Annotated in this window: 23 protein-coding genes; 13 read left to right on the plus strand and 10 right to left on the minus strand. The window is 36.7% G+C overall.

Going from position 1 to position 23,407, the window contains the following annotated elements; translation table 11 throughout:
* Positions 1-135: 135 nt before the first annotated feature.
* Genes gntA through GUB10_RS10160 form a run of 3 tightly spaced genes read left to right on the plus strand, consistent with a single transcriptional unit; the run spans position 136 to position 2,022 of the window.
* Positions 136-831: a guanitoxin biosynthesis heme-dependent pre-guanitoxin N-hydroxylase GntA gene (gntA, locus tag GUB10_RS10150; protein WP_193711340.1), complete on the plus strand. Its 696-nt coding sequence runs from the start codon at positions 136-138 to the stop codon at positions 829-831.
* Between the two features lie 4 nt (positions 832-835).
* Complete coding sequence (locus GUB10_RS10155) at positions 836-1,453, plus strand: FMN-binding negative transcriptional regulator (RefSeq protein ID WP_193711341.1); 618 nt, start codon at positions 836-838, stop codon at positions 1,451-1,453.
* Complete coding sequence (locus GUB10_RS10160; protein ID WP_193711342.1) at positions 1,444-2,022, plus strand: DUF1989 domain-containing protein; 579 nt, start codon at positions 1,444-1,446, stop codon at positions 2,020-2,022. Before GUB10_RS10155 ends, GUB10_RS10160 begins: the two co-directional genes overlap by 10 nt.
* 85 nt (positions 2,023-2,107) lie before the next feature.
* On the opposite strand, the gene clpX is transcribed toward GUB10_RS10160, so the two are convergent.
* The 8 genes from clpX to GUB10_RS10200 form a co-directional block, all read right to left on the minus strand.
* Positions 2,108-3,340: an ATP-dependent Clp protease ATP-binding subunit ClpX gene (gene clpX / locus GUB10_RS10165; RefSeq protein ID WP_193711343.1), complete on the minus strand. Its 1,233-nt coding sequence runs from the start codon at positions 3,338-3,340 to the stop codon at positions 2,108-2,110.
* A 52-nt stretch (positions 3,341-3,392) separates the two neighbouring features.
* The gene (clpP, locus tag GUB10_RS10170) at positions 3,393-4,070 is read right to left on the minus strand and encodes an ATP-dependent Clp endopeptidase proteolytic subunit ClpP (RefSeq protein WP_193711344.1); all 678 of its coding nucleotides are present in this window, start codon (positions 4,068-4,070) and stop codon (positions 3,393-3,395) included.
* A 104-nt stretch (positions 4,071-4,174) separates the two neighbouring features.
* Complete coding sequence (tig, locus tag GUB10_RS10175) at positions 4,175-5,497, minus strand: trigger factor (RefSeq protein WP_193711345.1); 1,323 nt, start codon at positions 5,495-5,497, stop codon at positions 4,175-4,177.
* An 87-nt stretch (positions 5,498-5,584) separates the two neighbouring features.
* The gene (locus GUB10_RS10180) at positions 5,585-5,926 is read right to left on the minus strand and encodes a phage holin family protein (RefSeq protein ID WP_193711346.1); all 342 of its coding nucleotides are present in this window, start codon (positions 5,924-5,926) and stop codon (positions 5,585-5,587) included.
* Between the two features lie 87 nt (positions 5,927-6,013).
* Positions 6,014-7,609 carry a G-D-S-L family lipolytic protein gene (locus GUB10_RS10185; RefSeq protein ID WP_193711347.1) on the minus strand — a complete coding sequence of 532 codons (1,596 nt, stop codon included), beginning with the start codon at positions 7,607-7,609 and terminating at the stop codon, positions 6,014-6,016.
* Between the two features lie 9 nt (positions 7,610-7,618).
* Positions 7,619-8,878, minus strand: coding sequence for an OmpP1/FadL family transporter (locus GUB10_RS10190; RefSeq protein WP_193711348.1), 1,260 nt, complete (start codon positions 8,876-8,878; stop codon positions 7,619-7,621).
* A 118-nt stretch (positions 8,879-8,996) separates the two neighbouring features.
* Positions 8,997-9,761, minus strand: a complete 765-nt coding sequence (locus GUB10_RS10195) for an alpha/beta fold hydrolase (protein ID WP_193711349.1) — start codon at positions 9,759-9,761, stop codon at positions 8,997-8,999.
* A 24-nt stretch (positions 9,762-9,785) separates the two neighbouring features.
* Positions 9,786-10,499: a pyridoxine 5'-phosphate synthase gene (locus GUB10_RS10200; RefSeq protein ID WP_193711350.1), complete on the minus strand. Its 714-nt coding sequence runs from the start codon at positions 10,497-10,499 to the stop codon at positions 9,786-9,788.
* Between the two features lie 91 nt (positions 10,500-10,590).
* Here GUB10_RS10200 and GUB10_RS10205 point away from each other — a divergent pair, with 91 nt between their 5' ends.
* The 8 genes from GUB10_RS10205 (at position 10,591) to murI (ending at position 18,559) form a co-directional block, all read left to right on the plus strand.
* The gene (locus tag GUB10_RS10205) at positions 10,591-11,247 is read left to right on the plus strand and encodes a CBS domain-containing protein (RefSeq protein WP_193711506.1); all 657 of its coding nucleotides are present in this window, start codon (positions 10,591-10,593) and stop codon (positions 11,245-11,247) included.
* Positions 11,244-12,128 (plus strand): NAD kinase, encoded by an 885-nt coding sequence (locus GUB10_RS10210; protein WP_193711351.1) that lies wholly within the window; start codon positions 11,244-11,246, stop codon positions 12,126-12,128. The genes GUB10_RS10205 and GUB10_RS10210 overlap by 4 nt, the downstream gene beginning before the upstream one ends.
* Positions 12,129-12,228: 100 nt before the next feature.
* Positions 12,229-12,933, plus strand: a complete 705-nt coding sequence (locus GUB10_RS10215) for a DUF6089 family protein (protein WP_193711352.1) — start codon at positions 12,229-12,231, stop codon at positions 12,931-12,933.
* 1 nt (position 12,934) lies between these two features.
* Complete coding sequence (locus tag GUB10_RS10220; RefSeq protein ID WP_193711353.1) at positions 12,935-13,675, plus strand: isoprenyl transferase; 741 nt, start codon at positions 12,935-12,937, stop codon at positions 13,673-13,675.
* A 7-nt stretch (positions 13,676-13,682) separates the two neighbouring features.
* Entirely contained in the window at positions 13,683-16,301 is a 2,619-nt protein-coding gene (bamA, locus tag GUB10_RS10225) for an outer membrane protein assembly factor BamA (protein ID WP_193711354.1), read from the plus strand.
* Positions 16,302-16,334: 33 nt separating this feature from the next.
* A complete protein-coding gene (locus GUB10_RS10230; protein WP_193711355.1) occupies positions 16,335-17,138 on the plus strand; it encodes an OmpH family outer membrane protein in 804 nt (267 codons plus the stop codon).
* A gap of 43 nt (positions 17,139-17,181) precedes the next feature.
* The gene (locus tag GUB10_RS10235) at positions 17,182-17,691 is read left to right on the plus strand and encodes an OmpH family outer membrane protein (RefSeq protein WP_193711356.1); all 510 of its coding nucleotides are present in this window, start codon (positions 17,182-17,184) and stop codon (positions 17,689-17,691) included.
* 70 nt (positions 17,692-17,761) lie between these two features.
* On the plus strand, positions 17,762-18,559 hold the full coding sequence (murI, locus tag GUB10_RS10240) for a glutamate racemase (protein WP_193711357.1): 798 nt from the start codon (positions 17,762-17,764) through the stop codon (positions 18,557-18,559).
* Here the strand turns inward: murI and GUB10_RS10245 are convergent.
* Positions 18,556-19,602 (minus strand): type IX secretion system membrane protein PorP/SprF, encoded by a 1,047-nt coding sequence (locus GUB10_RS10245; RefSeq protein WP_193711358.1) that lies wholly within the window; start codon positions 19,600-19,602, stop codon positions 18,556-18,558. The two genes, murI and GUB10_RS10245, sit on opposite strands and share 4 nt — an antisense overlap.
* 60 nt (positions 19,603-19,662) lie before the next feature.
* On the opposite strand from GUB10_RS10245, the gene GUB10_RS10250 reads away from it, so the two are divergent.
* On the plus strand, positions 19,663-20,586 hold the full coding sequence (locus GUB10_RS10250; RefSeq protein ID WP_193711359.1) for a NifU family protein: 924 nt from the start codon (positions 19,663-19,665) through the stop codon (positions 20,584-20,586).
* Positions 20,587-20,589: 3 nt separating this feature from the next.
* Here GUB10_RS10250 and GUB10_RS10255 read toward each other — a convergent pair whose 3' ends face one another.
* Positions 20,590-22,842, minus strand: coding sequence for an inorganic phosphate transporter (locus GUB10_RS10255; RefSeq protein WP_193711507.1), 2,253 nt, complete (start codon positions 22,840-22,842; stop codon positions 20,590-20,592).
* 337 nt (positions 22,843-23,179) lie between these two features.
* On the opposite strand from GUB10_RS10255, the gene GUB10_RS10260 reads away from it, so the two are divergent.
* Complete coding sequence (locus tag GUB10_RS10260; protein WP_193711360.1) at positions 23,180-23,380, plus strand: dodecin family protein; 201 nt, start codon at positions 23,180-23,182, stop codon at positions 23,378-23,380.
* Positions 23,381-23,407: the final 27 nt, after the last annotated feature.

Consider the following 23,407-nt stretch of genomic DNA (forward strand, 5'->3'; position numbering starts at 1 on the left):
TATAGGGTTAAATTTCTATTATCAAGTAAAATCTGCAAAGCCTGTTAATCTTATCAAATATTGAATTAATATATTCTTAAACCTTATGGAGCAACAGCTTAGAGGTGGTAGTTTTATATAAAACCATTCGATATTATGATTTCACCCGGAGTAAAACCTATAGTAAAAAAGTGGAAAGCCACTACCAATGAGGCAGTAGAATTAGCTTTTGAGGATTTTGTAGTAACTAAAGACCATCCCTGCGTGATGGCTCAAAGCGTTGTAAAACAAGAACATTTAGTTCTTCACACCTACGAGGAATTTCCCAGCAGGAAAACCGCAAAAAAAATATACAAAGATTTACAGCAGTATATAGAAAGTTATGATTTTGAATCGAATGAATTCTATACATTTATGGCAGTTTTTAAAGAAAAGGATTCATTATCTGAAACCCAATTTGAAACTGCACTCTGGAAACAACTGGAATTTATACATGAAGTAGACAACCAGGAATGGGATCCCGGGGTAAGCGATAATCCCAAAGACAAAGACTTTAGTTTTAGTATTGCAGGCAAAGCCTTCTATATAGTAGGCATGCATCCTAATAGCAGTCGTAAGGCAAGACAAAGCCCTTTTCCGGCCATAGCTTTTAATCTACACTGGCAATTCGAAAAATTAAGGGAAATGGGGGCATTTAATACTGTTCGTGATAAAATTAGGGAACGAGATTCCGCTCTACAAGGCAATATAAATCCTATGTTGAAAGATTTTGGTGAAAGTAGCGAAGCCAGACAGTATAGCGGTCGTAAAGTTGGAGAAGCATGGAAATGCCCTTTTCATAGTAAAAGATAATTTTATGTATCAGCCAAAAAAATACAAAAAAGACAACCCCGATTTCCTCTTTAAATTTATACAACAGCATCCGTTTGCAACTTTTATTCTTAATGGTGAAAAACTTTTAGCTACCCATATCCCTGTGCTAACTAAAGGAAATGCCACTAATTTTGTACTCTACTCACATATAGCAAAGCATAACGAACAAAGTAAGTATTTAAAAGATGACAAGGGAGCCTTATTAATATTCCAGGGACCGCACGCTTATGTATCGTCTTCCTGGTATAAAGAAAAAGATATTAGCACCTGGGATTATTCGGCTGTACACGTAAATGTTAAGCTAAAGATTCAATCGCGGGAGGAGCTGGAAGAATCTTTAGAAGCCCTGGTTACAAGGTTTGAAGAGCCACAGAAAAATCCGTTGTATTATCAAGATATTCCAAGAAAAATGATTGATGAACATTTAGGTTTAATTACCGGTTTTTGGTGTGAGGTAAAAGATATAAAGGGAGTTGCAAAACTGCACCAGGGCTACGATAAAGAAGATATTGATTCTATAACCACACATTTGGAAAAACAACATACTATTTTAAATTCCGCACTAAGCGAAAACATTAAAAAAGAGCATACATGCAAATAATTAAAAAACAATCTGGAGCCGCTTTTAAATTAAAAAAAGGACAGAAATTAAAGGTAATAGATGCACAGGGCGAACAGGTTAGCGATATGGTTTTATTTAATGCCAAAGACCAAAGAGAAAAACTATCATCGGGAAAGACAATGGATTTCGAAGAATCTATTTTAATAAGCTCCGGAAACTTTCTTTGGAGCAATCGTAGTAATAAAATGGCAGAAATCCTGGAAGACACCAACGGAAGAAACGATTTTTTACTAGCCCCCTGCAGTCCTGAAACTTTTAAAGTTATGTATAATTATGATGCTTACCATCCAAGCTGTTTTGAAAATCTCTATACCAGCCTGGAAAAATTTGAAATTGAGCCAGATGATATTCCCACAGCCTTTAATATTTTTATGAACGTACAATTTGATAAAAATGGCAAAATTAGTGTTGAACCCCCATTAAGTAAAGCCGGCGACCACGTACTATTTGAAGCTAAAATAGATCTCATTGTAGGCTTAACCGCTTGCTCGGCAGAAGACAGCAATAATGGTAGTTTTAAACCTATTCACTACGAAATTTTAGATTAATTATTTCTAAAAAAAGCTGTCTGAAAAAAGATTATAAAATTCTTTTTTCAGACAGCTTTTTAATCAAATTACACTTAAAGGTTTTTTATGAAACGGCTTTAAGCTTATTTATAGTAGATTTATTTAATTTTTCTTCAGCATAATCCCGAGACACCTTAAGCTTGCTCTTTCCACTTTCGGGCATTTCAAACATGGCATCGGTAAGAATTGCCTCACACAAAGACCTTAGTCCTCTTGCCCCCAGCTTATATTCAACCGCTTTTTCAACGATATAATCTAAAGCATCGTCAGTTATTTCAAACTCGATATCGTCCATTTCAAACAACTTCTTATACTGCTTGATAATAGCGTTTTTAGGCTCGGTTAAAATAGAACGAAGCGTAGTTTCATCTAACGGGTTCATATAAGTAAGTGCCGGCAACCTTCCAATTATTTCAGGGATAAGTCCGAAATCTTTTAGGTCTTTTGGAATGATATACTTAAGCAGATTGGTTCTTTCTATACTGTCTTCACTTTTTGAAGCACTAAAACCAACCGCCTGCATATTTAAACGCTTACTAATATTACGTTCAATACCATCGAAAGCTCCTCCTGCAATAAACAGGATATTTTCGGTTTTTACCTCAACAAACTTCTGATCTGGGTGCTTACGCCCTCCTTTTGGAGGCACGTTCACAGTAGTTCCTTCCAGTAATTTCAGCAAGGCCTGCTGCACTCCTTCACCCGAGACATCCCTTGTAATAGACGGGTTGTCACTTTTACGCGCAATTTTATCTATTTCATCTATAAAAACGATTCCACGCTGCGCTTTTTCAACATTATAATCGGCTGCCTGAAGCAATCTTGTTAAAATTCCTTCTACATCTTCCCCAACATAACCTGCTTCGGTTAGCACCGTAGCATCTACAATAGCCAGGGGAACATTAAGCATTTTCGCTATGGTTTTAGCAATTAGGGTTTTTCCTGTCCCGGTTTCCCCAACCATTACGATATTGGATTTTTGAATTTCAACATCATCACCTGTGGCGGGTTGCAAAAGCCTTTTGTAATGGTTATAAACCGCTACAGACATTACTTTCTTGGTTGTTTCCTGCCCAATTACGTATTGGTCTAAAAACTCTTTGATCACCTTTGGTTTGCTCAACATTAAATCTGAGGACAACTCTTTGGTCTCCCCTTGCTTGAGTTCTTCCAAAACAATACCATGTGCCTGCTCTATACATTTATCACATATATGGGCATCAAGGCCTGCTATAAGCAAATTGGTTTCAGGTTTTTTTCTACCGCAAAACGAGCATTCTAATTCTTCTTTCGCCATTTCTTCAAATTTCAATTTTCAATCTATAAAATAATTAGATGAAAATTAATTCTTATCCTTCTCTCGTTAAAATTTCATCTATCATACCGTACTCTTTGGCTTTATCGGCCTTCATCCAGTAATCACGATCACTATCTTCCTCTATCTTTTCATAAGTTTGCCCGGAATGTTTAGCAATAATTTCGTACAGTTCTTTTTTAAGTGTTAAGATTTCCCTTGCGGTGATTTCTATATCACTGGCCTGTCCCTGGGCACCACCCAAAGGCTGGTGAATCATTACCCTTGAATGTGGCAAACCACTTCTTTTGCCCTTCTCCCCGGCACAAAGAAGCACTGCACCCATAGAAGCTGCCATTCCTGTACAAATTGTTGCTACATCTGGCTTTATAAACTGCATAGTATCATAAATTCCAAGACCGGCATAAACGCTACCCCCGGGGGAGTTGATGTATATTTGGATATCTTTAGAAGCATCTGTACTTTCCAAAAACAACATTTGCGCCTGAATAATATTCGCAACCTGGTCGTTAATTGCGGTACCCATAAAGATAATCCTATCCATCATTAACCTGGAGAAAACATCCATTGCCACCGCATTCATTTGGCGCTCTTCAATAATATTAGGGGTCATCCCTGTAGGAGTCATACTGCTCACTATTTTTTGGTAATAATTGCTATTTATACCGTGATGTTGAGTGGCGTATTTTTCAAATTCTTTTCCGTAATCCATCAATCTTCTTTTTTAAGCTTTTTTCTTAGCTGTCTTTTAAGTGAAAAGGCGTTAACCCAACTGGTTTAACGCCTTAAATATAAGTATAAATTTATAGAAAAAGCTTACTCGTAAATCTCTTTCACAAATTCATCATAAGTAACTTCTTTTTCCTCAAAAGACATTTTCTCTTTATAAAAACCAAGCAACTTCTCATTCATTAACTGCTCTGACATTCTCTTAACCTCATCCTGGTTAGAAAGAATTCTTGCTGCAATATCGTCAAGTTCTTTATCTTCAGGATTCATTTGGCCAAATTGCGCCATTTGTTCTTTAATCTTTTCTTTTGCAAAAGTTTTAAGATCTTCAAACTCTACTGTAAGCTTGTTTTCGTTTACAATTTTACCTTCAATTAATTGGTAGCGTAAACCTTCTTCGCTCTTTTCGTATTCTTCTTTGGCCTCCTCTTCTGTCATTGGTTTTTCACCAACTGTTTGAATCCACTTTTGAAGAAACTCTTTAGGAAGTTCAAATTTAGTTTGCTCAATAAGCTGCTTGGTCACATCGTTCATTAACTGTTGGTCACTTTGCTGCTTAAATTGCTTTGCTGCATCTTCCTTTATCTTTTCTTTAAGCTCGTCTTCGCTGGTAACCTTACCTTCTCCAAAAAGCTTATCGAATAACTCCTGGTTAAGTTCAGCCAATTCCCTATGATTGATTTCACTTACCGTAAATTCTACTTCTATATCCAGCTCCTGGGCTTTATCGTGATCAACTCCTAAATGCTGAATTAACTCGTGATCGTCTTCAAAAAGGTTTTTGGTTTTTACACTAAAGGTATCGCCAACTTTAGCACCAACAAACTTATTAAGGTTTCTTTTTCCTTTAAGTTTCTCTAACTCTACTGAAGTTTCCTTCTCTATTCCTTCTTCCTCATTTTTAAAAGTACCGGCAACAATATCACCTTCTTCAGCTTCGTCTTTAGAAATCAGTTTCCCATATTGTTTTCTAATAGACTCGATTTGGTTATTCACCATTTTCTCATCTGCCACAATATTATAATGGGTTACCGACTTTTCAAGTTCAAGGTTTACGTCAAATTCTGGAGCTAAACCAAGTTCGAACTCAAAAGTATATGCATCTTCATTCCAATCGAAGTTTTCCTGTTCTTTAGGAAGTGGATTTCCAAGAACATCCAGTTTTTCTTCGGTAAGATATTTATTTAGTGAATCTTGTAAAAGTTTATTTACCTCATCTACCAAAACAGCCTGACCGTATTGTTTCTTTACCATTCCCATAGGCACGTGCCCTTTTCTAAAGCCGGGAATATTGGCATTTTTACGGTAATCTTTTAAGATTTTTTCAACTTTACCGGCATAGTCTTCTTTGGCGATATCTACTTTTACCACCGCATTCAATTCATCAATATTCTCTCTGGTAATATTCATCTTGACTTTTTATAAAAATTGGAGTGCAAAATTACACTTTTTTCCTAAGCCAACAAAGTTTCAAATTATTGAATTCCAGTATAGTTCCTAATCTTTTCCCAATATCGAAAATAAAAGAGATTGAAACAGGGATAAAAGCAAACTAAAAATGAGTGCAATAAAAAAACCGCTCACTCCAAAACCTGTCACAAAAGCATCGGCCAGCAGTATAATTACAGCATTAATAACCAGCAAGAACAAGCCCAATGTTAAAATAGTTACCGGTAAGGTAAAAATCACCAAAATAGGCTTCACCAAAAGGTTTAGTATAGCAAGAACAAATGCTACAATAACAGCCGTTAAATAATCTTCTACAACAACACCCGGCAGAAGTTTAGCCAGGATCACTACTGCTAATGCAGTAAGTAAAATTCGTAATATAAAATTCATACTATTATAATTAGATAGTTTCTGAAAAATACAAAAACGCCGGAAATTTTCCGGCGTTTTTATTTTTGTATTTGTAAAAAGCTAATTTTATTGCACTTCGTTACTTGCTGTAACGGTAGCATAAGAACCTGGATTTACTTTAGGGACATCAGCATTATACAAATCATTAATAACGTTAATAATTTCATTCGCCATAACAGCATTACCACGAGGAGTTAAATGAATCCCATCAAGAGAAAAAGCACCTCCTGTTACAAAATCAGAAGTTATGGTTCCACCGTCAAAAGAAATCCCTCCTTCTGCCAATTGATTAAGCAAGCTTTGGGCATCTACATAACCTAATCCATTAGCTTTTGCAACTTGCGAAATTATTACATTATACGAATCTACTGTATTTTCAATTATAGTCTGCTCTTCTGGAATCAAGACAAATTCATCTTGCAACGGATAAGTTATGCCATTTATTGACAACCTTCCTGCGGTCCCTTGATCTAAACCAGCCTCCATCAGCTCCTGCATTCTTTCTTCATTTACCCCCCCTATTCTACTTGAAGCAGTAAGCAAAATTCTATCTGAGGTATTAGCCGGTCTCATTTGACCGAATTGCATACCATAAAGAGTGGCAGTTGCCTGATCTAAACCACCTCCCATTAAAACCTGAGTCAATTCTGCTGATAAATCTGGAAGACTCTCGTCGTGTACTAAAACCGCACTTTTTGCAGTTTCTGAAAATTCAACACTCCTATCTTCTGCTGAAAGAAAAGTAAAAGCCTGATTTAGTGGAGCAAAAGTAGAATTAAGCAAATCTATTTGTGCAGCATAATCTGCTTGATCAGGATCTTCAGGGTCTAACGGGTTAAATGGAACCGTATTAAAAAATGGCACTGAAGTTACATCTGGGATATTAATTAAAACACCTCCACTGGAAGAAGCCGACAAAGCCTGAACCATTTGCTGATAAATAGTATTAAATACTATTGGATTTGTAATATCGTCCGGCCCATACTCAGCAGGATTCATCCCGGTTTGAGTCTCCCCGGTTCCACCCGAAGTCGCATAGCCTAACACATCATTATTCCCTATCCATAAAGAGAAAAAAGTTGGGTTTTGAGCAAGTGCATCTTCTAACACTGTAGCTTCGGGAGAAGAAGCAAAACGCACAAAATATGGGTTAGCAGATTGTGTCGCTAAATTTTGAACATTACCATAGCCTGAAAATCCAAGATGATAAGATTTAGCTCCCGGCACTCCCATATTACTAAATGGACCCTGCAACACATTACCTACCTCGGTAGTAGGTTGCATTCCTGTATAAACACGAGGGAGTGTATCGCCATCTACTAAAGATAAAACTAATCTGTTGTTGAAACCTGGAATTTGGTTTCCTCCTAATAAAAGTCCGCCGGCATTATCATTCATAAAAGGAATGGTAAAATCCTCAACATCCTGAGTTTTTTCGAATTGTTGTGAGAGAATGTTCGGATAAGCGTTTTCCTGCCCGGTAATATAAAGGGCATTGTCTGCGTAACCGGCCGTAAGTGAATTCCCTAATGCAACATATCTTGAAAAATCGGCTTCTCCATTAGTATACGCATCTTTTTCATCTACCGGATTGTCAAATTCTGGCTCGCAGGAAACAATTCCCAGCGCCAATATTGCTATATATTTAAAATAATGTTTCATCTTCTAATTTTATAATTTGTAGGTTACACCAAGTCCAGGAATAAATGCTGAAGTCTTATACGTTCCTTCAAAAGGAGCTCCCTCATAGCCTGGAAAATCATTAGTATCTGGAGCGTAAGATTCGTTGACTTCTTCATACCTGTTGTAAAGGAAAGCCGCATCTATAGAGAATTTGTCACTTACATTTACAGAAAGACCACCAGTGAATCCGTGAGCATCATTTCTTGGCGTTTCTGGAGCAAAATAACCAGACTGTACCGGAGACTCATCAAAGTAGTAACCCACTCTTAAAGTAATAGTTTCATTTGCCAAATACTGCATACCAAATCTATAGGTAGATGAGTTCTTGTAATTACGTGGGTTTTTAGAATCAGGAATTTGTGGATTTGCAAAATCAAGATCTAATGATTTATAGGCGTCCCAGTAAGTCATATTATAGTCGAAAGCAAGAAGCCATTTATCTAAAAGCTTATATGAAACCCCTACAGACAGCTCAGCCGGCATTGGCAGGGAGGCATCAAAATTAGTATCCTGAAACGGTGTTAATGGCGAATTTGGGATATTTTTAAAAGCCGCATCTCCACCTTCGGCTTCAACAATAGTTTCACTTCGGTAATTAACACCAAAACGCAAGTCTTCAGTCGCATTGTACATAGCACTGGCAGACCATCCAAAAGCACTTACACCACTGGCATCTACAGTTACGTTAGAGCGATTTCCGTCAATATCGGTCAAAGTACGATCCAGGTTTCGGTTAAAATTCACCGATCCATTTACATAAATTGGTCCACCCCCCACACTTATTTTATCTGAAATTTTCACCGAAGCTAAAGCCTGTATATATATAGCCTGAAGATCTATATTATTAACCAAGTGGGATCCTGCCCAATCTGTTGGCCATTCTACACTACTTCCGTAAGGAGTATAAGCCGCCAAACCTAAGCTTAGCCAATCGTTTACTCGATAAGAACCATATACATAAAAAGGGGTACCCACAGGGCTATCGGTTTCAGAACTGAGCCCAAATTCTGAGTTTTGGTATTTTACATTAGAAAATACTGCACTGACACCTGCAGCTACATTTATCTTATTTTCAAGATACACAAGCCCTGCAGGGTTAAAAAAAGCAAGTTCAGCGTTGTTAACCACTGCAACTCCTGTGTGCCCCATAGCAAGCGATCTTTGCCCCTGAAGGCTTACCCTATACCCACCGGCATAAGTTACCGCCGCCATTAGGCCAAAAAGACCCAGGAAAAGTAATTTTTTCATAATTGATTTGGATTTTATAAAATTCTAATAATTTCTAGCCTCAAATTTAGCATAAATTACATATTACTAAAGAAAATTGCGATATTTATTATGCACACATAATAAATTCAGAAAGATTTTAAAGAAAGTCTACCAAAACCTTATAGAAGTCGTTCATTTTCTCAGCGTGAACCCAATGACCTGCCCCTTTAATCTCTTTAATTTCTGCTGCCGGAAATTGACTCTTTATTTTTTCTTCGTCTTCTTCTTTAATATAATTTGATTCCCCACCTTTTATAAAAAGGCTGGGATTCTTAAAAGCTTTATCCTGCGGAAACGCCCTGCCAATCTCTTCAATATTGTTTTTTAGGGTCTCTAAATTAACTTTAAGGCAATAGGAACCCTCAGATTTACGCTTTAAATTTTTTAGCAGGAAAAGTCGTACCGGTTTTTCTGAAATATATTCTGAAAGTTTTTTATCGGCTTCCTGCCTGGATTGCAAATTAGCCTCTTCCAAAGCTGTTAAACCAGCCAATATTTGCTGATGATGCGGCTCGTAGTATTTTGGGGCAATATCTACCACTACGAGCTTTTTCACTAGCTCAGGATAATTTGCTGCAGCAAGCATTGCTGTTTTACCTCCCATAGAATGTCCTAAAAGTATAACATTAGACAGGGCATGTTGTTCGCAATACATCGATACATCTTCGGCCATCAACTCATAACTATGAGCATCTGTATGCGGGCTTTTACCATGGTTACGTTGATCTATAAGATGAACCTGGATTTTCTTTTTCTCAGCAAGTTTATTGCCAATGGTTTTCCAGTTATCACTCATGCCCAAGAATCCGTGAAGAATTAAGAGCGGTTGCCCCTCTCCTATTATTATAGAGTTTAATTTCATGTTTATGTCTATTTCTAAAACAAATTATTTAAGCAGCTCCAGATACTTCTTCACTGTAGTTTCAAGCCCCATATAAAGTGCTTCAGCAATTAATGCGTGCCCAATTGAAACTTCATCCAGGTGCGGCACATTATCATTAAAGAATTTTATATTTTCTAAAGACAGGTCGTGGCCAGCGTTTATTCCCAAACCTAATTTATGCGCTAATTCAGCACAGTTTTTATAAGGTGCTACGGCAGTTTTATCCCCTTTCGCAAATTTAACCGCAAAATCTTCGGTATACAATTCAATGCGGTCTGTACCTGTTTCCACAGCTCCTTCAATCATTTTCTCGTCGGGATCTACAAAAATGGAAGTTCTAATCCCATTATTCTTGAATTCCTGAATCACTTCCTGAAGAAACCCTTTGTTTTTTAGGGTATCCCAACCCGCATTTGAAGTAATTGCATCTTCAGCATCTGGAACTAAAGTTACCTGCGCCGGTTTTGCCTGCATTACCAGGTTAATAAATTTAGCCACCGGGTTTCCTTCAATATTAAATTCAGTTTTTACAAGCGGCGAAAGATCTCTAACGTCTTTATAAGTAATATGCCTTTCATCTGGCCTTGGATGCACCGTAATACCTTGTGCTCCATAAGATTCTATATTTTTAGCAGCTTCAACCACATTGGGAATATTTCCTCCACGGGCATTCCTTAAAGTCGCTATTTTGTTGATGTTTACACTTAATTTCGTCATTTTATAAGCTTTTGTTTAACAAAAATACAAACTTGGGAATGCTCTAATGAATTTTATTTTAATTAATTTGCATCATAAAGGAAACGACATCATGAAGATGGATAATTTTATAATAAACGATGTCTCCATAAGGCATTTTTCTGATAAGATTGGGGAAGTTCAAGACTTGTTCAACCAGCTAACCTATTCGCATTTGCCGGTAGAAAACCACGGTATTTATATGGGTTGTATCTCAGAAAATGATATTCGCTGTTTTGAAGCAGAAAAATCTTTAGAAGATTACCAGTATGCCTTAGAAGGCTTTTTTGTTAGAAACACCGATTTTTGGTTGGATATTTTAGAACGTTTTGCGCAAAATAACACGAATATTTTACCCGTTTTGGACGAAGAAAATCACTATTTAGGTTATGTAGAGCTTAACGAGATTATCGCATTATTTAACGAAACACCATTTTTAAGCGAAGCCGGAAATATTATTGTAATTCAAAAAGGGAGCAAGGATTATTCTTTTAGTGAAATTGCTCAAATAATAGAATCGAACAGCGCCAATATTTTGGGGTCTTTTATTTCAAAAATTGAAAATGATGTGGTTCAAATCACCATCAAATTAAGTCCGTCGGGAATAAATGAAATCATCCAGTCTTTCCGTAGGTATGGTTATAAAATAATTTCAGAGCACAGGGAAGATAATTTCAACAAAAATCTTAGAGACCGCTCTAAATATCTGGATAAATACCTGAATATATGAAAGTAGGTATCTACGGTCAGTTTTACCATACTAATGCCGGAACTTATATTGGAGAGCTTCTGGAATTACTAAAGCGCAAAAACATCAATGTAATTATTGAAAAGAATTTCCTGGAACTTATTCATTTAAACAAAACAATTACTGAAGACTATTCGCATTTTAGTACATTCGAAGAACTAAATAACAGCTTCGACCTATTCTTTTGCATTGGTGGAGACGGCACTATTTTAAAATCTATCAACTACATTAGAAACTTAGATATTCCTATTGTAGGCATCAATACGGGAAGATTAGGCTTTTTGGCTACCATGCAAAAAGAGGAAATTAAAAGTAGCTTAGAGACCATACTGCAAAAGAATTTTAGTATTTCCTCACGTACGGTATTAAATATAAGCACAAATCCTCCCAACAATGATCCTGTTTTTAAGAATATCTCTTTAAATGAAATAGCCGTAAGCCGAAAGAACACCACATCTATGATTACAGTAGATACCTGGTTAAACGACCAGTATTTAAACTCTTACTGGGCAGATGGGTTAATTGTATCTACCCCAACTGGCTCTACTGGCTACTCACTTAGTTGCGGAGGGCCTGTAATTACGCCAGATGCAGGTTCTATAATTATCACCCCAATTGCACCACACAATTTAAATGCGCGACCCCTGGTTGTAAAAGACGATACCAAAATAACCCTTAGGGTAACTGGCCGCGAAGAATCTCATTTAGTCTCTATGGATTCCAGAATTGCCACTCTGGAAAATGATACTGAAATTATTATAGAAAAAGCACCCTACACCATAAACCTTGTTGAACTTAAAGGCGATAGTTTTCTCCAAACCCTGCGAAAAAAGCTTATGTGGGGAGAAGATAAGCGTAATTAAGCAATAAATGATTTTAAAAACTGTTTAAGAACATATACAAATTTGCTCAAATTATTGTAGAGCAAACATTATTGTTATATTTGCAAACTTTTGAAAACCTATGAGGTACCTATTAGTTGTAGTAATCTTGCTTATTTTTACTCCAAAAACGCAATCGCAAACATTTGAAGCGGGACCATATATTGGTGGCGCTAATTATATTGGCGATGTAGGCCGAACCAATTTTGTACTTCCCAACAATCTGGTTGGCGGTGCACTTATTAAATGGAATCGTAGCGCACGCCATGCGTTTAGATTTTCCCTTCTATATGCTGAAATAAGTGCCGATGATGCTAATTCTAATGACCCCAGAAGAGCAAAAAGAGGATATTCCTTTACCAATACAATCGCTGAAGCCTCTCTAGGCTTAGAATATAATTTCTGGAGTTTCGACCTTCACGAAGGCCACCCACAAAGCTCGCCTTATCTTTATACCGGTATCACTTATTTTAGAGCTGACCATTTATTATTAAATGCGAATTTCCCTAATGGCGAACTCGAAAATCAAGGTGCCAACTGGGATTTCTCAATTCCTGTAATTTTTGGTTACAAAGAAAGTATTACACAAGGCATAGTAGGCGCTTTGGAAATAGGAGTGCGTTACACCTTTACCGACAACCTGGATGGAAGCTGGCCCGAAGAAATTTTTGGGAATAGAATGCCTGAAAAAGAATTTGGAAATAGAAACACCAACGACTGGTATGTATTTACCGGTGTAAACTTCACCTTTTCGTGGGGAAGGAAACCTTGCTATAGCCGATTTTAATATGAATTACAAAGAGAATATAGACCTTAAAAAATTACCGAAACACATTGCTATTATTATGGATGGCAATGGTAGGTGGGCAAGGCAAAAAGGCTTTCTAAGAGCAGCAGGGCACGAAGAAGGCACCACAGCTGTACGTGACGTGGTAGAAGCTTCTGCCGAAATTGGGATTGAGTATTTAAGTCTGTATGCTTTTTCAACAGAAAACTGGAATCGACCAAAATTAGAAGTAGATACCCTAATGCGCCTTTTAGTTTCCTCATTAAAAAAGGAAATTAAAACACTTCAAAAGAATAATATCAGGTTAAATGCCATAGGTAACTTAAAAACATTGCCTAAAAAGGTATACAAAGAACTTCATGAGGTGATAGAGAAAACCAAAGCCAATAATCGCATGGTCCTTAACCTTGCGCTTAGTTATGGTTCTCGTGAAGAATTAAGCTCTGCTATAAGAGAAATTAGCCTGAAAGTTAAAAATAATGAAATAACTGCCGATGCTATTGATGAATCGGTTATAAATCAGCATCTTTACACCCGAAATTTTCCAGAGGTAGATTTATTGATCAGAACCAGCGGAGAACAACGTATAAGCAATTTCCTTTTATGGCAAATTGCTTATGCCGAATTATATTTTACAAAAATATTATGGCCAGATTTTAGGAAAGAAAATCTTTTTGAGGCCATTTACAATTATCAAAATAGAGAACGACGATTTGGAAAAACCAGTGAGCAACTTAGTTAGCGCATCCATGACGAAAAAAATAGTAAGCCTTCTGGCCGTAGCCTTTAGTTTAATTTTTAGTATTTCTTCCCAAGCCCAGGGCTTACCACTAGCAGATGGGAAGAAGTATGTAATTGGAGATATAAAAGTTACCGGTACCGTTAGTTTTAACGAGCAAACTGTAATTGCTTATACCGGCTTAAAAAAAGGTGAAGAAATCTATATTCCCGGTGATAAAATAAGTAGCGTTATCAATAAATTATGGGATATTGATCAATTTAGCGATATCAATTTCTATATCACCAACGTAAGCGATGGCAATGTAGCCGATTTGGAAATTGAAATCCAGGAAGTTCCTAAGCTTAATAAAGTAAAGGTTACCGGACTTAAGAAAAGGGAACAGGAAGAAATAATTAAGGAGAATAAGCTAAGAGCGGGCACTAAAGTTTCAGAAAACCTTATTACTACCACTAAAAACTATATTGAAAGCAAGTATCGAAAAGAAGGATATTTTAACGCTAAAGCCAAAATTAGCACTAGTGAGGTAAACGATACTACGGCCAACGTGAACCTGGTTAATATGCTAATAGATATAGACCAGGGAGATCGTATAAAGATTTCTGAAATTAGCTTTAGCGGAAATGAAAAGTTTTCTGACGCAAAGCTTAGAAGGTCTATGAAAAACACAAAACAGAAGAATATTATTCGCTTCTGGAAAAGATCTAAATTTGTAAGGGCAGACTATCAGGAAGATAAAGAAAGCCTTATAGATAAATACAAAGAAAGTGGTTACCGTGATGCCCGAATCGTAAAAGACTCTTTGGTTGAAATAGATGACGAAACCATTGCTTTAAATCTTAAAATTGAAGAGGGGGATCAATATTATATTGGAAACATCGATTTTCTAGGAAATTCGGTTTATTCAGATGTCCAGTTAGCTAGTGTTTTGGGTATAAAAAAAGGAGATGTTTACAACGGGGTACTTCTAGACAAAAGAATTGCCGATGAAACCAAACCAGATGGGGAAGATCTTTCTAACCTATATAAAAATAATGGTTATTTATTCTCTAATATAAACCTTGTTGAAACCAATGTTTATAACGACACCATAGACTTTGAAATTAGAATTGTTGAAGGAAAAGAGGCTTATTTCAACAATATTAAAGTAACTGGTAACGACAAAACCAAAGATCACGTAATTTACCGTGAATTAAGAACCAAGCCCGGGCAAAAATATAGTCAGGAAGATGTAGTAAATACTGTAAGGGAACTTGGGCAACTAGGTTTCTTTGACGCAGAACAATTAGAACCAAAATTTGTAGACCCCGATCCACAATCTGGTACTTTAGATCTTGAATATTCTGTAGTAGAAGCCGGTGCCAGCCAAATAGAACTACAAGGTGGTTATGGTGGCGGTGGCTTTATTGGTACTTTAGGGCTTTCTTTCAACAACTTCTCTTTATCTGGAATTTTTGATAAAGAAGCCTATAAACCTGTACCTATGGGAGATGGGCAAACACTTTCACTTAGGGCACAGGCAAGTACTTTTTATCAAACCTACAGCTTATCCTTTATGGAGCCGTGGCTTGGCGGTAAAAAACCGGTAAGCCTTCAAACGTCTTTCTCTTATACAAGACAGTTCTTATTTGACTACATAAACAGAGAGGCAGACAGGAGTAGAAGTTTTGATATACTTGGTGTAAATATTGGCCTTGCGAAACGTTTAACAGTGCCAGATCCTTATATTACTGTATCACACTCACTAGGTTTTCAGCGTTATAATTTAAACAATTATAACACCGGCCTATTTACATTTGGTGACGGGCACTCTAATAACTTCACCTACACATTTGGCCTAACTAGAGATAATACTTATGTAAACCCAATTTTCCCAATGGGAGGTTCTAAATTTAAGCTTACAGCTAAATTCACTCCTCCATACTCGCTTTGGAATGGTGTAGACTATGCCAATTTAGCCGAAAAAAGGGAATACCAATTAGAAGATGAAAACGGAAATCTAATAAACCAACAAGGTGACAGGGTTACTCCTGAAAACGCAGTTGGTGACCAACGAAAAATAGATCAGAAGAAATTTAACTGGTTGGAATTTTACAAGGTTAAGTTTAGTGGAGAGTGGTATACTCAAATCTACGATAAACTTGTATTGAGAACCAACGCTGAATACGGTTTCCTTGGAGCATATAACAACGATCGCGGTGTACCTCCTTTCGAGAGATTCTTTCTTGGGGGTGATGGCCTTGGCGCTTTTAGTTTAGATGGTAGAGAAACCATTCAATTAAGAGGTTACCCTAATCAATCTGTAGTACCTTTAGACCGCCCGGCTGGGGTTAACGATGATGGTGCCACTATCTATAACAAATACTCTTTAGAATTAAGATACCCAATCACCCTAAAACCTTCGGCATCTATTTACGCCCTTACATTCTTAGAAGCAGGTGCTTCCTACGATAATTTTAGGGACTTTAATCCTTTTCAATTAAATAGATCTGCCGGCGCAGGGTTGAGAATTTTTATGCCTGCCTTTGGCTTACTAGGTATAGATTTTGGATATGGTTTTGATTCTATTGGGGGACAACCCGGAGCCAATGGATGGGAAACACATTTCATAATTGGACAGCAATTTTAATTTGGCACGATATTTTCTATATTCGTTTTAAGTATGCTTAGAAGAACATTTTTATTGATAGTTTTTATTTCACTTGGGTTTGGGACTTATGCCCAAAAACCAATGAATATAGGCTATGTAGATATGGAGTATATTCTTGAAAATGTTCCCGAATATCAGCAAGCTTCAACTCAACTAGATCAAAGAGTTGAAGATTGGCAAATTGAAATTGAGCAAAAACGCAACGAAATTGCCGAAATGAAAAGTAGTCTTGAAAACGAAAGAGCGCTACTCACTCCCGAATTAATTGAAGAGCGGGAAGAAGAAATCGCTTATCAGCAAGAACAAGCTACAGAATATGAACAAAAACGTTTTGGCCCAAAAGGTGATTATATGATCCAAAAAAGGCAATTGATAAAGCCTATTCAAGATCAGGTTTTCGCTGCAGTTCAGGAAATAGCCGAGACCAGGAATTTTGACTTTATATTTGACAGAAATGCTGAATCGGGTATGCTTTTTGCAAAAAACCGTTTTGATTTAAGTGACCAGGTGCTAAGGAGCATAAATAGAGCTGCTAACAGAAGGCAAATTGAAACAAAACAAGAAGAACTGGAACTAGAAAGAGCTGAAGCTCGCACAGCAGAAGAAGATGAAGAATTAAGTGCACGAGAACAAGCTATCCAAAACAGAAAGAACGAACGCGAAGCTTTAATAGAAGAAAGAAGAAGAAAACAGGACTCTATTAAAGAAGCTAGACAGAAAAAATTTGAGGAACGCAGAGAAAGAATTTTAAGAGAAAGACAAGAAAAAAGAGATTCAATTCAAGCGGCACGAACCAAAAAAGATACAATAAACTAAATAATTTTTAACCTTAATACTTAAACAATTAATAGCAATTAAAATGAAACAATTCAAAACACTTTTTATAGCCCTTGCATTAACCATAGGAGCTACTGCATTTACAAGTGCACAAACCAAAGTTGCCCATATCGCAACCCAGGAGTTAGTAGAAACTATGCCTGCTTATAAAGATGCAATGTCACAGCTTCAAAAGTTAGAGAAAACTTATGATGCAGAGATTAAAGATATGCTTACCGAAGCTCAAAATACTATGCAGCGTTACCAATCTGAAGCCGAAACAGTAACAGAAGAAGAAAACGCTAAGAGAGCCAGTGAATTGCAGGCTACCGAAAGAAGAATACAGGAACATAGCCAAAGAGCCAGACAGGAACTTCAAAAGAAAGAAAACGATCTAATTAGACCGGTAATTGAAAAAGCTCGTGAAGCTATCCAAAAAGTAGCCAGAGAACAAGGTTTTGATTATGTATTGGATTCTACCACAGGAACCGGAGTAATCCTTGCCGATGGTAAAGACCTTATGGCCGATGTAAAAGCTGAATTGGGAATGTAATTTTCATTCAACATATAAATAAAGATTAAAAACTGCGCCCCTTTTAGGCGCAGTTTTTATTTTTGTAGTAATGAGTACTACACAACCTATAGGAATATTTGATTCAGGCGTTGGAGGAACTTCCATTTGGCGGGAAGTTCACGAATTACTCCCTTTTGAAAAAACCATCTACCTGGCTGATAGTAAAAACGCACCCTACGGAGAAAAACCCATTGAAGAAATTAAAGATCTTAGCCGGAAAAACACGGAGAAATTACTGGATATGGGCGCCAAAATTATTATTGTTGCCTGTAATACTGCCACTACAAACGCCATAAAGGAATTAAGAAATGAGTACTCCATTCCCTTTATTGGTATTGAACCGGCAATTAAGCCGGCGGCATTAAAATCAAAATCAAAAACCATAGGCATACTAGCCACCAGGGGGACTTTAACAAGTACACTATTCTCACAGACTTCAGATTTTTACGCAAAGAATATTAACATAGTAGAAGTAGAAGGTCGCGGCCTTGTAGAACTCATTGAAGCAGGGGAACTAGATTCTCCCCAGATGAGGAGCCTTTTACTTAAACTACTGGAACCTTTTTTTGTAAATAAAATAGATTACCTGGTATTGGGCTGCAGCCATTACCCCTACCTTATCCCCTTACTAAAGGAATTACTCCCAGAAGATGTAATTGTTATAGATTCTGGCGAGGCCGTTGCAAGACAAACCAAATCTATTCTAAGTTCAAATAACTTATTAGCGAATGAGCAAACAGTAGAAAAGCCAGTTCCGGAGTTTTTTAGCAACACCAATCCCAAAGTATTGGAACAATTAACTGAGGCCTTAAAATATGCTTATAAAGTTTCCTATCTGGATTTTTAATTAACCGCCGGGCATTTACAATTCCACCGTCCCCTACTCTTCCCAAAATCATATCCAATGCTAATTTGATGAAAGCCGTTATTGCTTAAAACCACAGAGTTAAATTGGTATGTAAAAGTATAACCAAACATAAAATTCTTATAATCCAAACCTACAAAAGGAGTAATATACCGCAACTGCTGATTTTTCATTTTATTACCCGTAGCCGTATATTCTGCACCTTCAAAACTATTTCTATAAGAAAGACCGCCCCAAACCTGCCCAATATTTACATTGCGATAAACTTTCATATTTAAATCAATATTCATTTCATTAGTTGCTTCGCGCAATTGGTATAAAATAGAGGGTTCGTAGCTCCAATCGGTAGTGTTTTCAAATACATAACCTGTAGAAAATAGATATTTTCGCTGATTGCTGGGTACTGCATCAGAATAAAAAAGCTCCCTTCTAACTGAAATCATATTCTTAGCGGCCACATGAGCATAGAAATTTCTGTAATAATAAGACATTCCAAGATCCATATTCCCAAAAACATCAGAAAGCTTATTACTGCTTACAATAGGATCGAATATATTAAAACTACTTTGATCTAACCTATGCTGAATAATCCCAGCACTTAAGCCAAAAGACAACTGGTTTAGATCTAATTCACTTCTGGAGAAGAGTAAATGATAAGCTACTGCGGCATAAGCTCCAATTTTAGAAAAATTTCCATTTTTATCATTAAACACAATCCCCCCAACTCCCAGTTTGTCCCCAACCCGACCATTTATAGCTAGTGTTTGTAAGCTGGGGGCATTAGCTACGTCAAACCATTGCTGCCTGGCAGTAAGCCTTATTTGATTTCTATTGGCAGCACCCGCCATAGATGGATGAATAAGAAAAAGATTGTCGGTTAAGTAATCTGAATAAACAGGAATCACTTCCTGGGCTTTGGCCGAGAAACACAGGAAATAGCAAAATAGGATTAAAAAACTTTTTTGGGAAACTATTGTAAGTTGATTAGCTTTAAAACACCTGATAAATAAATATTTAATCTCCATAAGAAAGGTAAAGATATAGATTAACTAAGTTTTCTTTAGTACTTTCGCAAAAAATTTGATATGAGCAATTTTACCGTAAATATACAAGGCACCAACAAACCCGGAATTATAAAATTTGAAACCAATAAGTTTTTGACACGCCACGAAAATTATGAATTTCATAATATAGATGAAGCCGCAATATCCCCATTAGCACAACAATTATTTTATCTACCGTTTGTAAAGACCGTTTACATTGCGCAAAATTTTATTGCGATAGAAAAATATGACATTGTAGAATGGCAGGATGTTCAGGAGGAAGTTGCCGTACAAATAGAAGATTTTCTAAACAAGGACGGTGTAGTAATTAAAAAAGAAACCGACAAAACCAAAAATGTTCCGGTTACTGTATATGCAGAAAGCACTCCAAACCCAGGAGTAATGAAGTTTGTTGCGAATAAAAAATTGGTTTTAAAAACCGTAGAATTTAAGAATATTGATGAAGCTAAAGATGCTCCACTCGCACAACAACTTTTTCATTTTCCTTTCGTAAAAGCGGTTTTTATAGATTCTAATTACGTTTCTATACACAAATACGATGTAGCCGAATGGGAAGAAATAACCCTTGAACTACGCGAATTCATCACCAATTATCTGCAGGATGGAAAAGAGGTTTTAAAGGCCGAAACTTCGGCTCCGCAACAAACTGAAGCAGCTACCCACCCGGCCAATCCGGAGGTTAGCCAGGAAATCAAGGATCTTGATGATACTTCAAAGCAAGTGATCGCCATTTTAGATGAATACATTAAACCTGCTGTAGCAAGTGATGGCGGAAATATTCTTTTTGACTCCTACAACCCCGATAACAAAACTGTAAAAGTTATACTGCAGGGAGCTTGTAGCGGCTGCCCTTCCTCCACAATGACTCTTAAAAGCGGTATTGAAACCATGCTAAGAGATATGCTTCGCGGAAAAGTAGATTATGTTGAAGCGGTAAACGGGTAACTGCTAAAGCGTAGATTTTGCTTCAACATAAAATTCACGAAACAGTTGAATTAAATTAAGCGTAGATGAAATAAGGTCTTTAGATTCCAGCAAAAGCCCAAAATACAGTTTGGTATTTTTAGGGCTGCTTTCTGAAGTCCTTATTCGTTTAATTTGTTTCTCTATCAATTCAGAAATCGTATCGAGCAATGCTTGCTTTTCAGCAAGGATAGAGTCTAAACGCTCAAAATCGTGTTCATTAAACGTATATTTTATTTCTGAAAATAACTGTTCCAGCTTTTTATCTATCTTTTTTAAATCCCGAATCTGATTAAACTTTAGGTTTTTATGATTGTTATTTACGTGCTCAAAAGAATTCCGGGTAATATAACGGGTAGAGTTAACCATTTCCTGTAAATAATTCAATAGATGAATATAAAAACGGCTGGCTTCTACCGAGTCTTCATCTAATGATTTAATAAAATAATAAACATTCCCTTTAAGCTCGTCTACCTCCCGCTCTAATTCACTTACTTTTTTATTATTTTTCTTAAGCTTGCCCAGATCGTGATACCCCAGGTTATCTACAGTTTTGGTATATCTTTTTTGAATCCCGGAAATCACTTGAGAAATATTTACTGAGCTTTCAGAGGTGATTTCATTGATGGTAATAATATCTGTACGTTTATACTTTTTTTGCTGCTTCTTGGCCTTTGTTTTCCTGGCATGTGCAAGGGTATTTTTGATAACAAAAAAAGCAGTTATGCACATCAAGATAGCAATAGCTACAAGCCCACCAAAATAGATAAGCAAAGCAAATAGCGCGGCACCCAGAAAAGCCACCAGGGCAGTTACAAACCAACCACCAATAACGTTAAGAACACCTGCAACCCTGTAGACAGCACTCTCCTGATTCCAGGCCCTATCTGCCAACGAAGTACCCATAGCAACCATAAAAGTTACATAAGTTGTAGAGAGCGGAAGCTGTAAGTTGGTTCCCATAGAAATTAAGACACTAGCTACCACTAAATTTACAGAAGCCCTAACCAAATCGAATGCGGGTGGGGCAATCTCCCTTCCTGGGGTTTTCGTTTTAGGGGTTTCAAACTGTACATCTATTTTTTTTCTAATTTTATCAGGAATTACGTCTGATACCGCACTTCCAAACATCATGGAGTACCTTACTATAGTTCGAGATAAATAATTGGCTCCAAAACGTTCTGAACCCTCATTTTGCCTGGATAATTTTACACCGGTATCTACCACTGCTTTAGCTTTTCCGGAGAACCAAATGGTAAGTACCATAACGCCTCCTGCAAAAATCAAAATAATTTCAGGAGTGGGAACACTCCCAGCCAGGTCGCTCATTAATAATTCGGAAGCCGCTACACCAGAAGCACTCCATATTTCATAAGACTGCCAGGCGGCAATGGGCACACCTATAAAATTAACAAGATCGTTTCCTGCAAAGGCAAGAGCCAGGGCAAAAGTTCCAACAACCACAATAACTTTAAGAATATTAACCTTAAAAAAACTGATTAAGACTTTTGAAAGGATTGTAAAACCTATTAAACTAAAAATGATAATCTCTATACGATTATTATGAACATCCTCTACAAAATGATCAGACACAAAAGCCAAACTATTTAGGCCTTTAATTAGGATAAAATAGAAAATGGCGGCCAGGGAAACTCCACCAAAAATAGCTCCGGTATATTTCAGTCTCTTTTCATATTTAAAAGAAAGTACCAGGCGTGAAAAATATTGCACCAATGCACCGGTTACAAAGGCTATAATAATGGCCAGCAAAATCCCAACAATAACTTCAGACGCCTTTTCTACATTTATAAAATCTACTAAACTGGAGAGGTCTTTATTGGTAGTAAAGATTTTTAGAAGAGCAATACTAACAGCCGCTCCCAGTAATTCAAACATAATTGAGACCGTAGTAGATGTTGGCAAGCCAAGGGAGTTAAAGAAATCCAGCAGCAAGACATCGGTAAGCATTACAGCCATAAAAATGATCATGATTTCCTCAAAAAAGAATTCCTGCGGAAGAAAAATTCCCTTTCTGGCTACTTCCATCAATCCGCTAGAAAATATCGCACCTACCGCTACACCAAGACTTGCAATAATTAAAATAGAGCGAAGGGAAACCGCTTTGGAGCCCACAGCAGAATTCAGGAAATTAATAGCATCGTTACTCACCCCAACCACTAAATCTGTAATAGCTAGAATAAATAAGAGTCCAAGAATTATTAAGTAAACATCCTGCATGTAAACAAAAATCATTTCAACTTGCAAAATTCAGCGATTTTTTCATATTATCAGCCTTTTGAAGGTTATTAAAACTTTAATTAAATCGTAGATGAATAATCCAGCTTTTGTGATCCTAAAAATTCAACCTAAAAGCTAGTATGGTTTAACAAGTTTCATTTTTAATTGCTTTCAAAGTTTTAAAACTTCTAAAGAGTTTCCAGGCTTAAATTTCAGCAACTGATATTAGTACAGACAACTAGTAAAATCCCCCGCTTTTTAAAAAACCGGCATCTCATACAAAAATCTATTTATTTTTAATAGTAAACTGATTTATAACTCTCTAAAACTAAAAGTCATGTCTATTATAAAAGTAATTGAGATCTTGGCCAATTCAACCGAAAGTTGGGAAGACGCTACCAAGAAAGCTGTAAAACACGCATCTAAGACAGTTAAAAATATAAAATCTGTTTATGTTAAAGAGCAAAGTGCACTTGTAAATGGAGAAAACATTACCGAATTTCGGGTTAATGTGAAAATCTCTTTTGTAGTCAATTAATTTTTACTCAAAAATATTATAGACGCT

It is taken from the genome of Salegentibacter sp. BLCTC (assembly GCF_015143665.1).
GTDB classification, from domain to species: Bacteria; Bacteroidota; Bacteroidia; order Flavobacteriales; family Flavobacteriaceae; genus Salegentibacter; species Salegentibacter maritimus.

Bases quoted from the DNA above. Each gene is read 5' to 3' on its own strand.
- GUB10_RS10200 (WP_193711350.1), bottom strand. From the start codon at position 10,499: ATGACGAAATTAAGTGTAAACATCAACAAAATAGCGACTTTAAGGAAT.
- GUB10_RS10260 (WP_193711360.1), top strand. From the start codon at position 23,180: ATGTCTATTATAAAAGTAATTGAGATCTTGGCCAATTCAACCGAAAGT.
- GUB10_RS10255 (WP_193711507.1), bottom strand. From the start codon at position 22,842: ATGCAGGATGTTTACTTAATAATTCTTGGACTCTTATTTATTCTAGCT.
- GUB10_RS10190 (WP_193711348.1), bottom strand. From the start codon at position 8,878: ATGAAAAAATTACTTTTCCTGGGTCTTTTTGGCCTAATGGCGGCGGTA.
- bamA (WP_193711354.1), top strand. From the start codon at position 13,683: ATGACGAAAAAAATAGTAAGCCTTCTGGCCGTAGCCTTTAGTTTAATT.
- GUB10_RS10205 (WP_193711506.1), top strand. From the start codon at position 10,591: ATGAAGATGGATAATTTTATAATAAACGATGTCTCCATAAGGCATTTT.
- GUB10_RS10185 (WP_193711347.1), bottom strand. From the start codon at position 7,609: ATGAAACATTATTTTAAATATATAGCAATATTGGCGCTGGGAATTGTT.
- GUB10_RS10250 (WP_193711359.1), top strand. From the start codon at position 19,663: ATGAGCAATTTTACCGTAAATATACAAGGCACCAACAAACCCGGAATT.
- GUB10_RS10245 (WP_193711358.1), bottom strand. From the start codon at position 19,602: ATGGAGATTAAATATTTATTTATCAGGTGTTTTAAAGCTAATCAACTT.
- GUB10_RS10155 (WP_193711341.1), top strand. From the start codon at position 836: ATGTATCAGCCAAAAAAATACAAAAAAGACAACCCCGATTTCCTCTTT.
- GUB10_RS10180 (WP_193711346.1), bottom strand. From the start codon at position 5,926: ATGAATTTTATATTACGAATTTTACTTACTGCATTAGCAGTAGTGATC.
- GUB10_RS10220 (WP_193711353.1), top strand. From the start codon at position 12,935: ATGAATTACAAAGAGAATATAGACCTTAAAAAATTACCGAAACACATT.
- GUB10_RS10195 (WP_193711349.1), bottom strand. From the start codon at position 9,761: ATGAAATTAAACTCTATAATAATAGGAGAGGGGCAACCGCTCTTAATT.
- GUB10_RS10215 (WP_193711352.1), top strand. From the start codon at position 12,229: ATGAGGTACCTATTAGTTGTAGTAATCTTGCTTATTTTTACTCCAAAA.
- clpP (WP_193711344.1), bottom strand. From the start codon at position 4,070: ATGGATTACGGAAAAGAATTTGAAAAATACGCCACTCAACATCACGGT.
- gntA (WP_193711340.1), top strand. From the start codon at position 136: ATGATTTCACCCGGAGTAAAACCTATAGTAAAAAAGTGGAAAGCCACT.
- clpX (WP_193711343.1), bottom strand. From the start codon at position 3,340: ATGGCGAAAGAAGAATTAGAATGCTCGTTTTGCGGTAGAAAAAAACCT.
- GUB10_RS10160 (WP_193711342.1), top strand. From the start codon at position 1,444: ATGCAAATAATTAAAAAACAATCTGGAGCCGCTTTTAAATTAAAAAAA.
- murI (WP_193711357.1), top strand. From the start codon at position 17,762: ATGAGTACTACACAACCTATAGGAATATTTGATTCAGGCGTTGGAGGA.
- GUB10_RS10235 (WP_193711356.1), top strand. From the start codon at position 17,182: ATGAAACAATTCAAAACACTTTTTATAGCCCTTGCATTAACCATAGGA.
- GUB10_RS10210 (WP_193711351.1), top strand. From the start codon at position 11,244: ATGAAAGTAGGTATCTACGGTCAGTTTTACCATACTAATGCCGGAACT.
- tig (WP_193711345.1), bottom strand. From the start codon at position 5,497: ATGAATATTACCAGAGAGAATATTGATGAATTGAATGCGGTGGTAAAA.
- GUB10_RS10230 (WP_193711355.1), top strand. From the start codon at position 16,335: ATGCTTAGAAGAACATTTTTATTGATAGTTTTTATTTCACTTGGGTTT.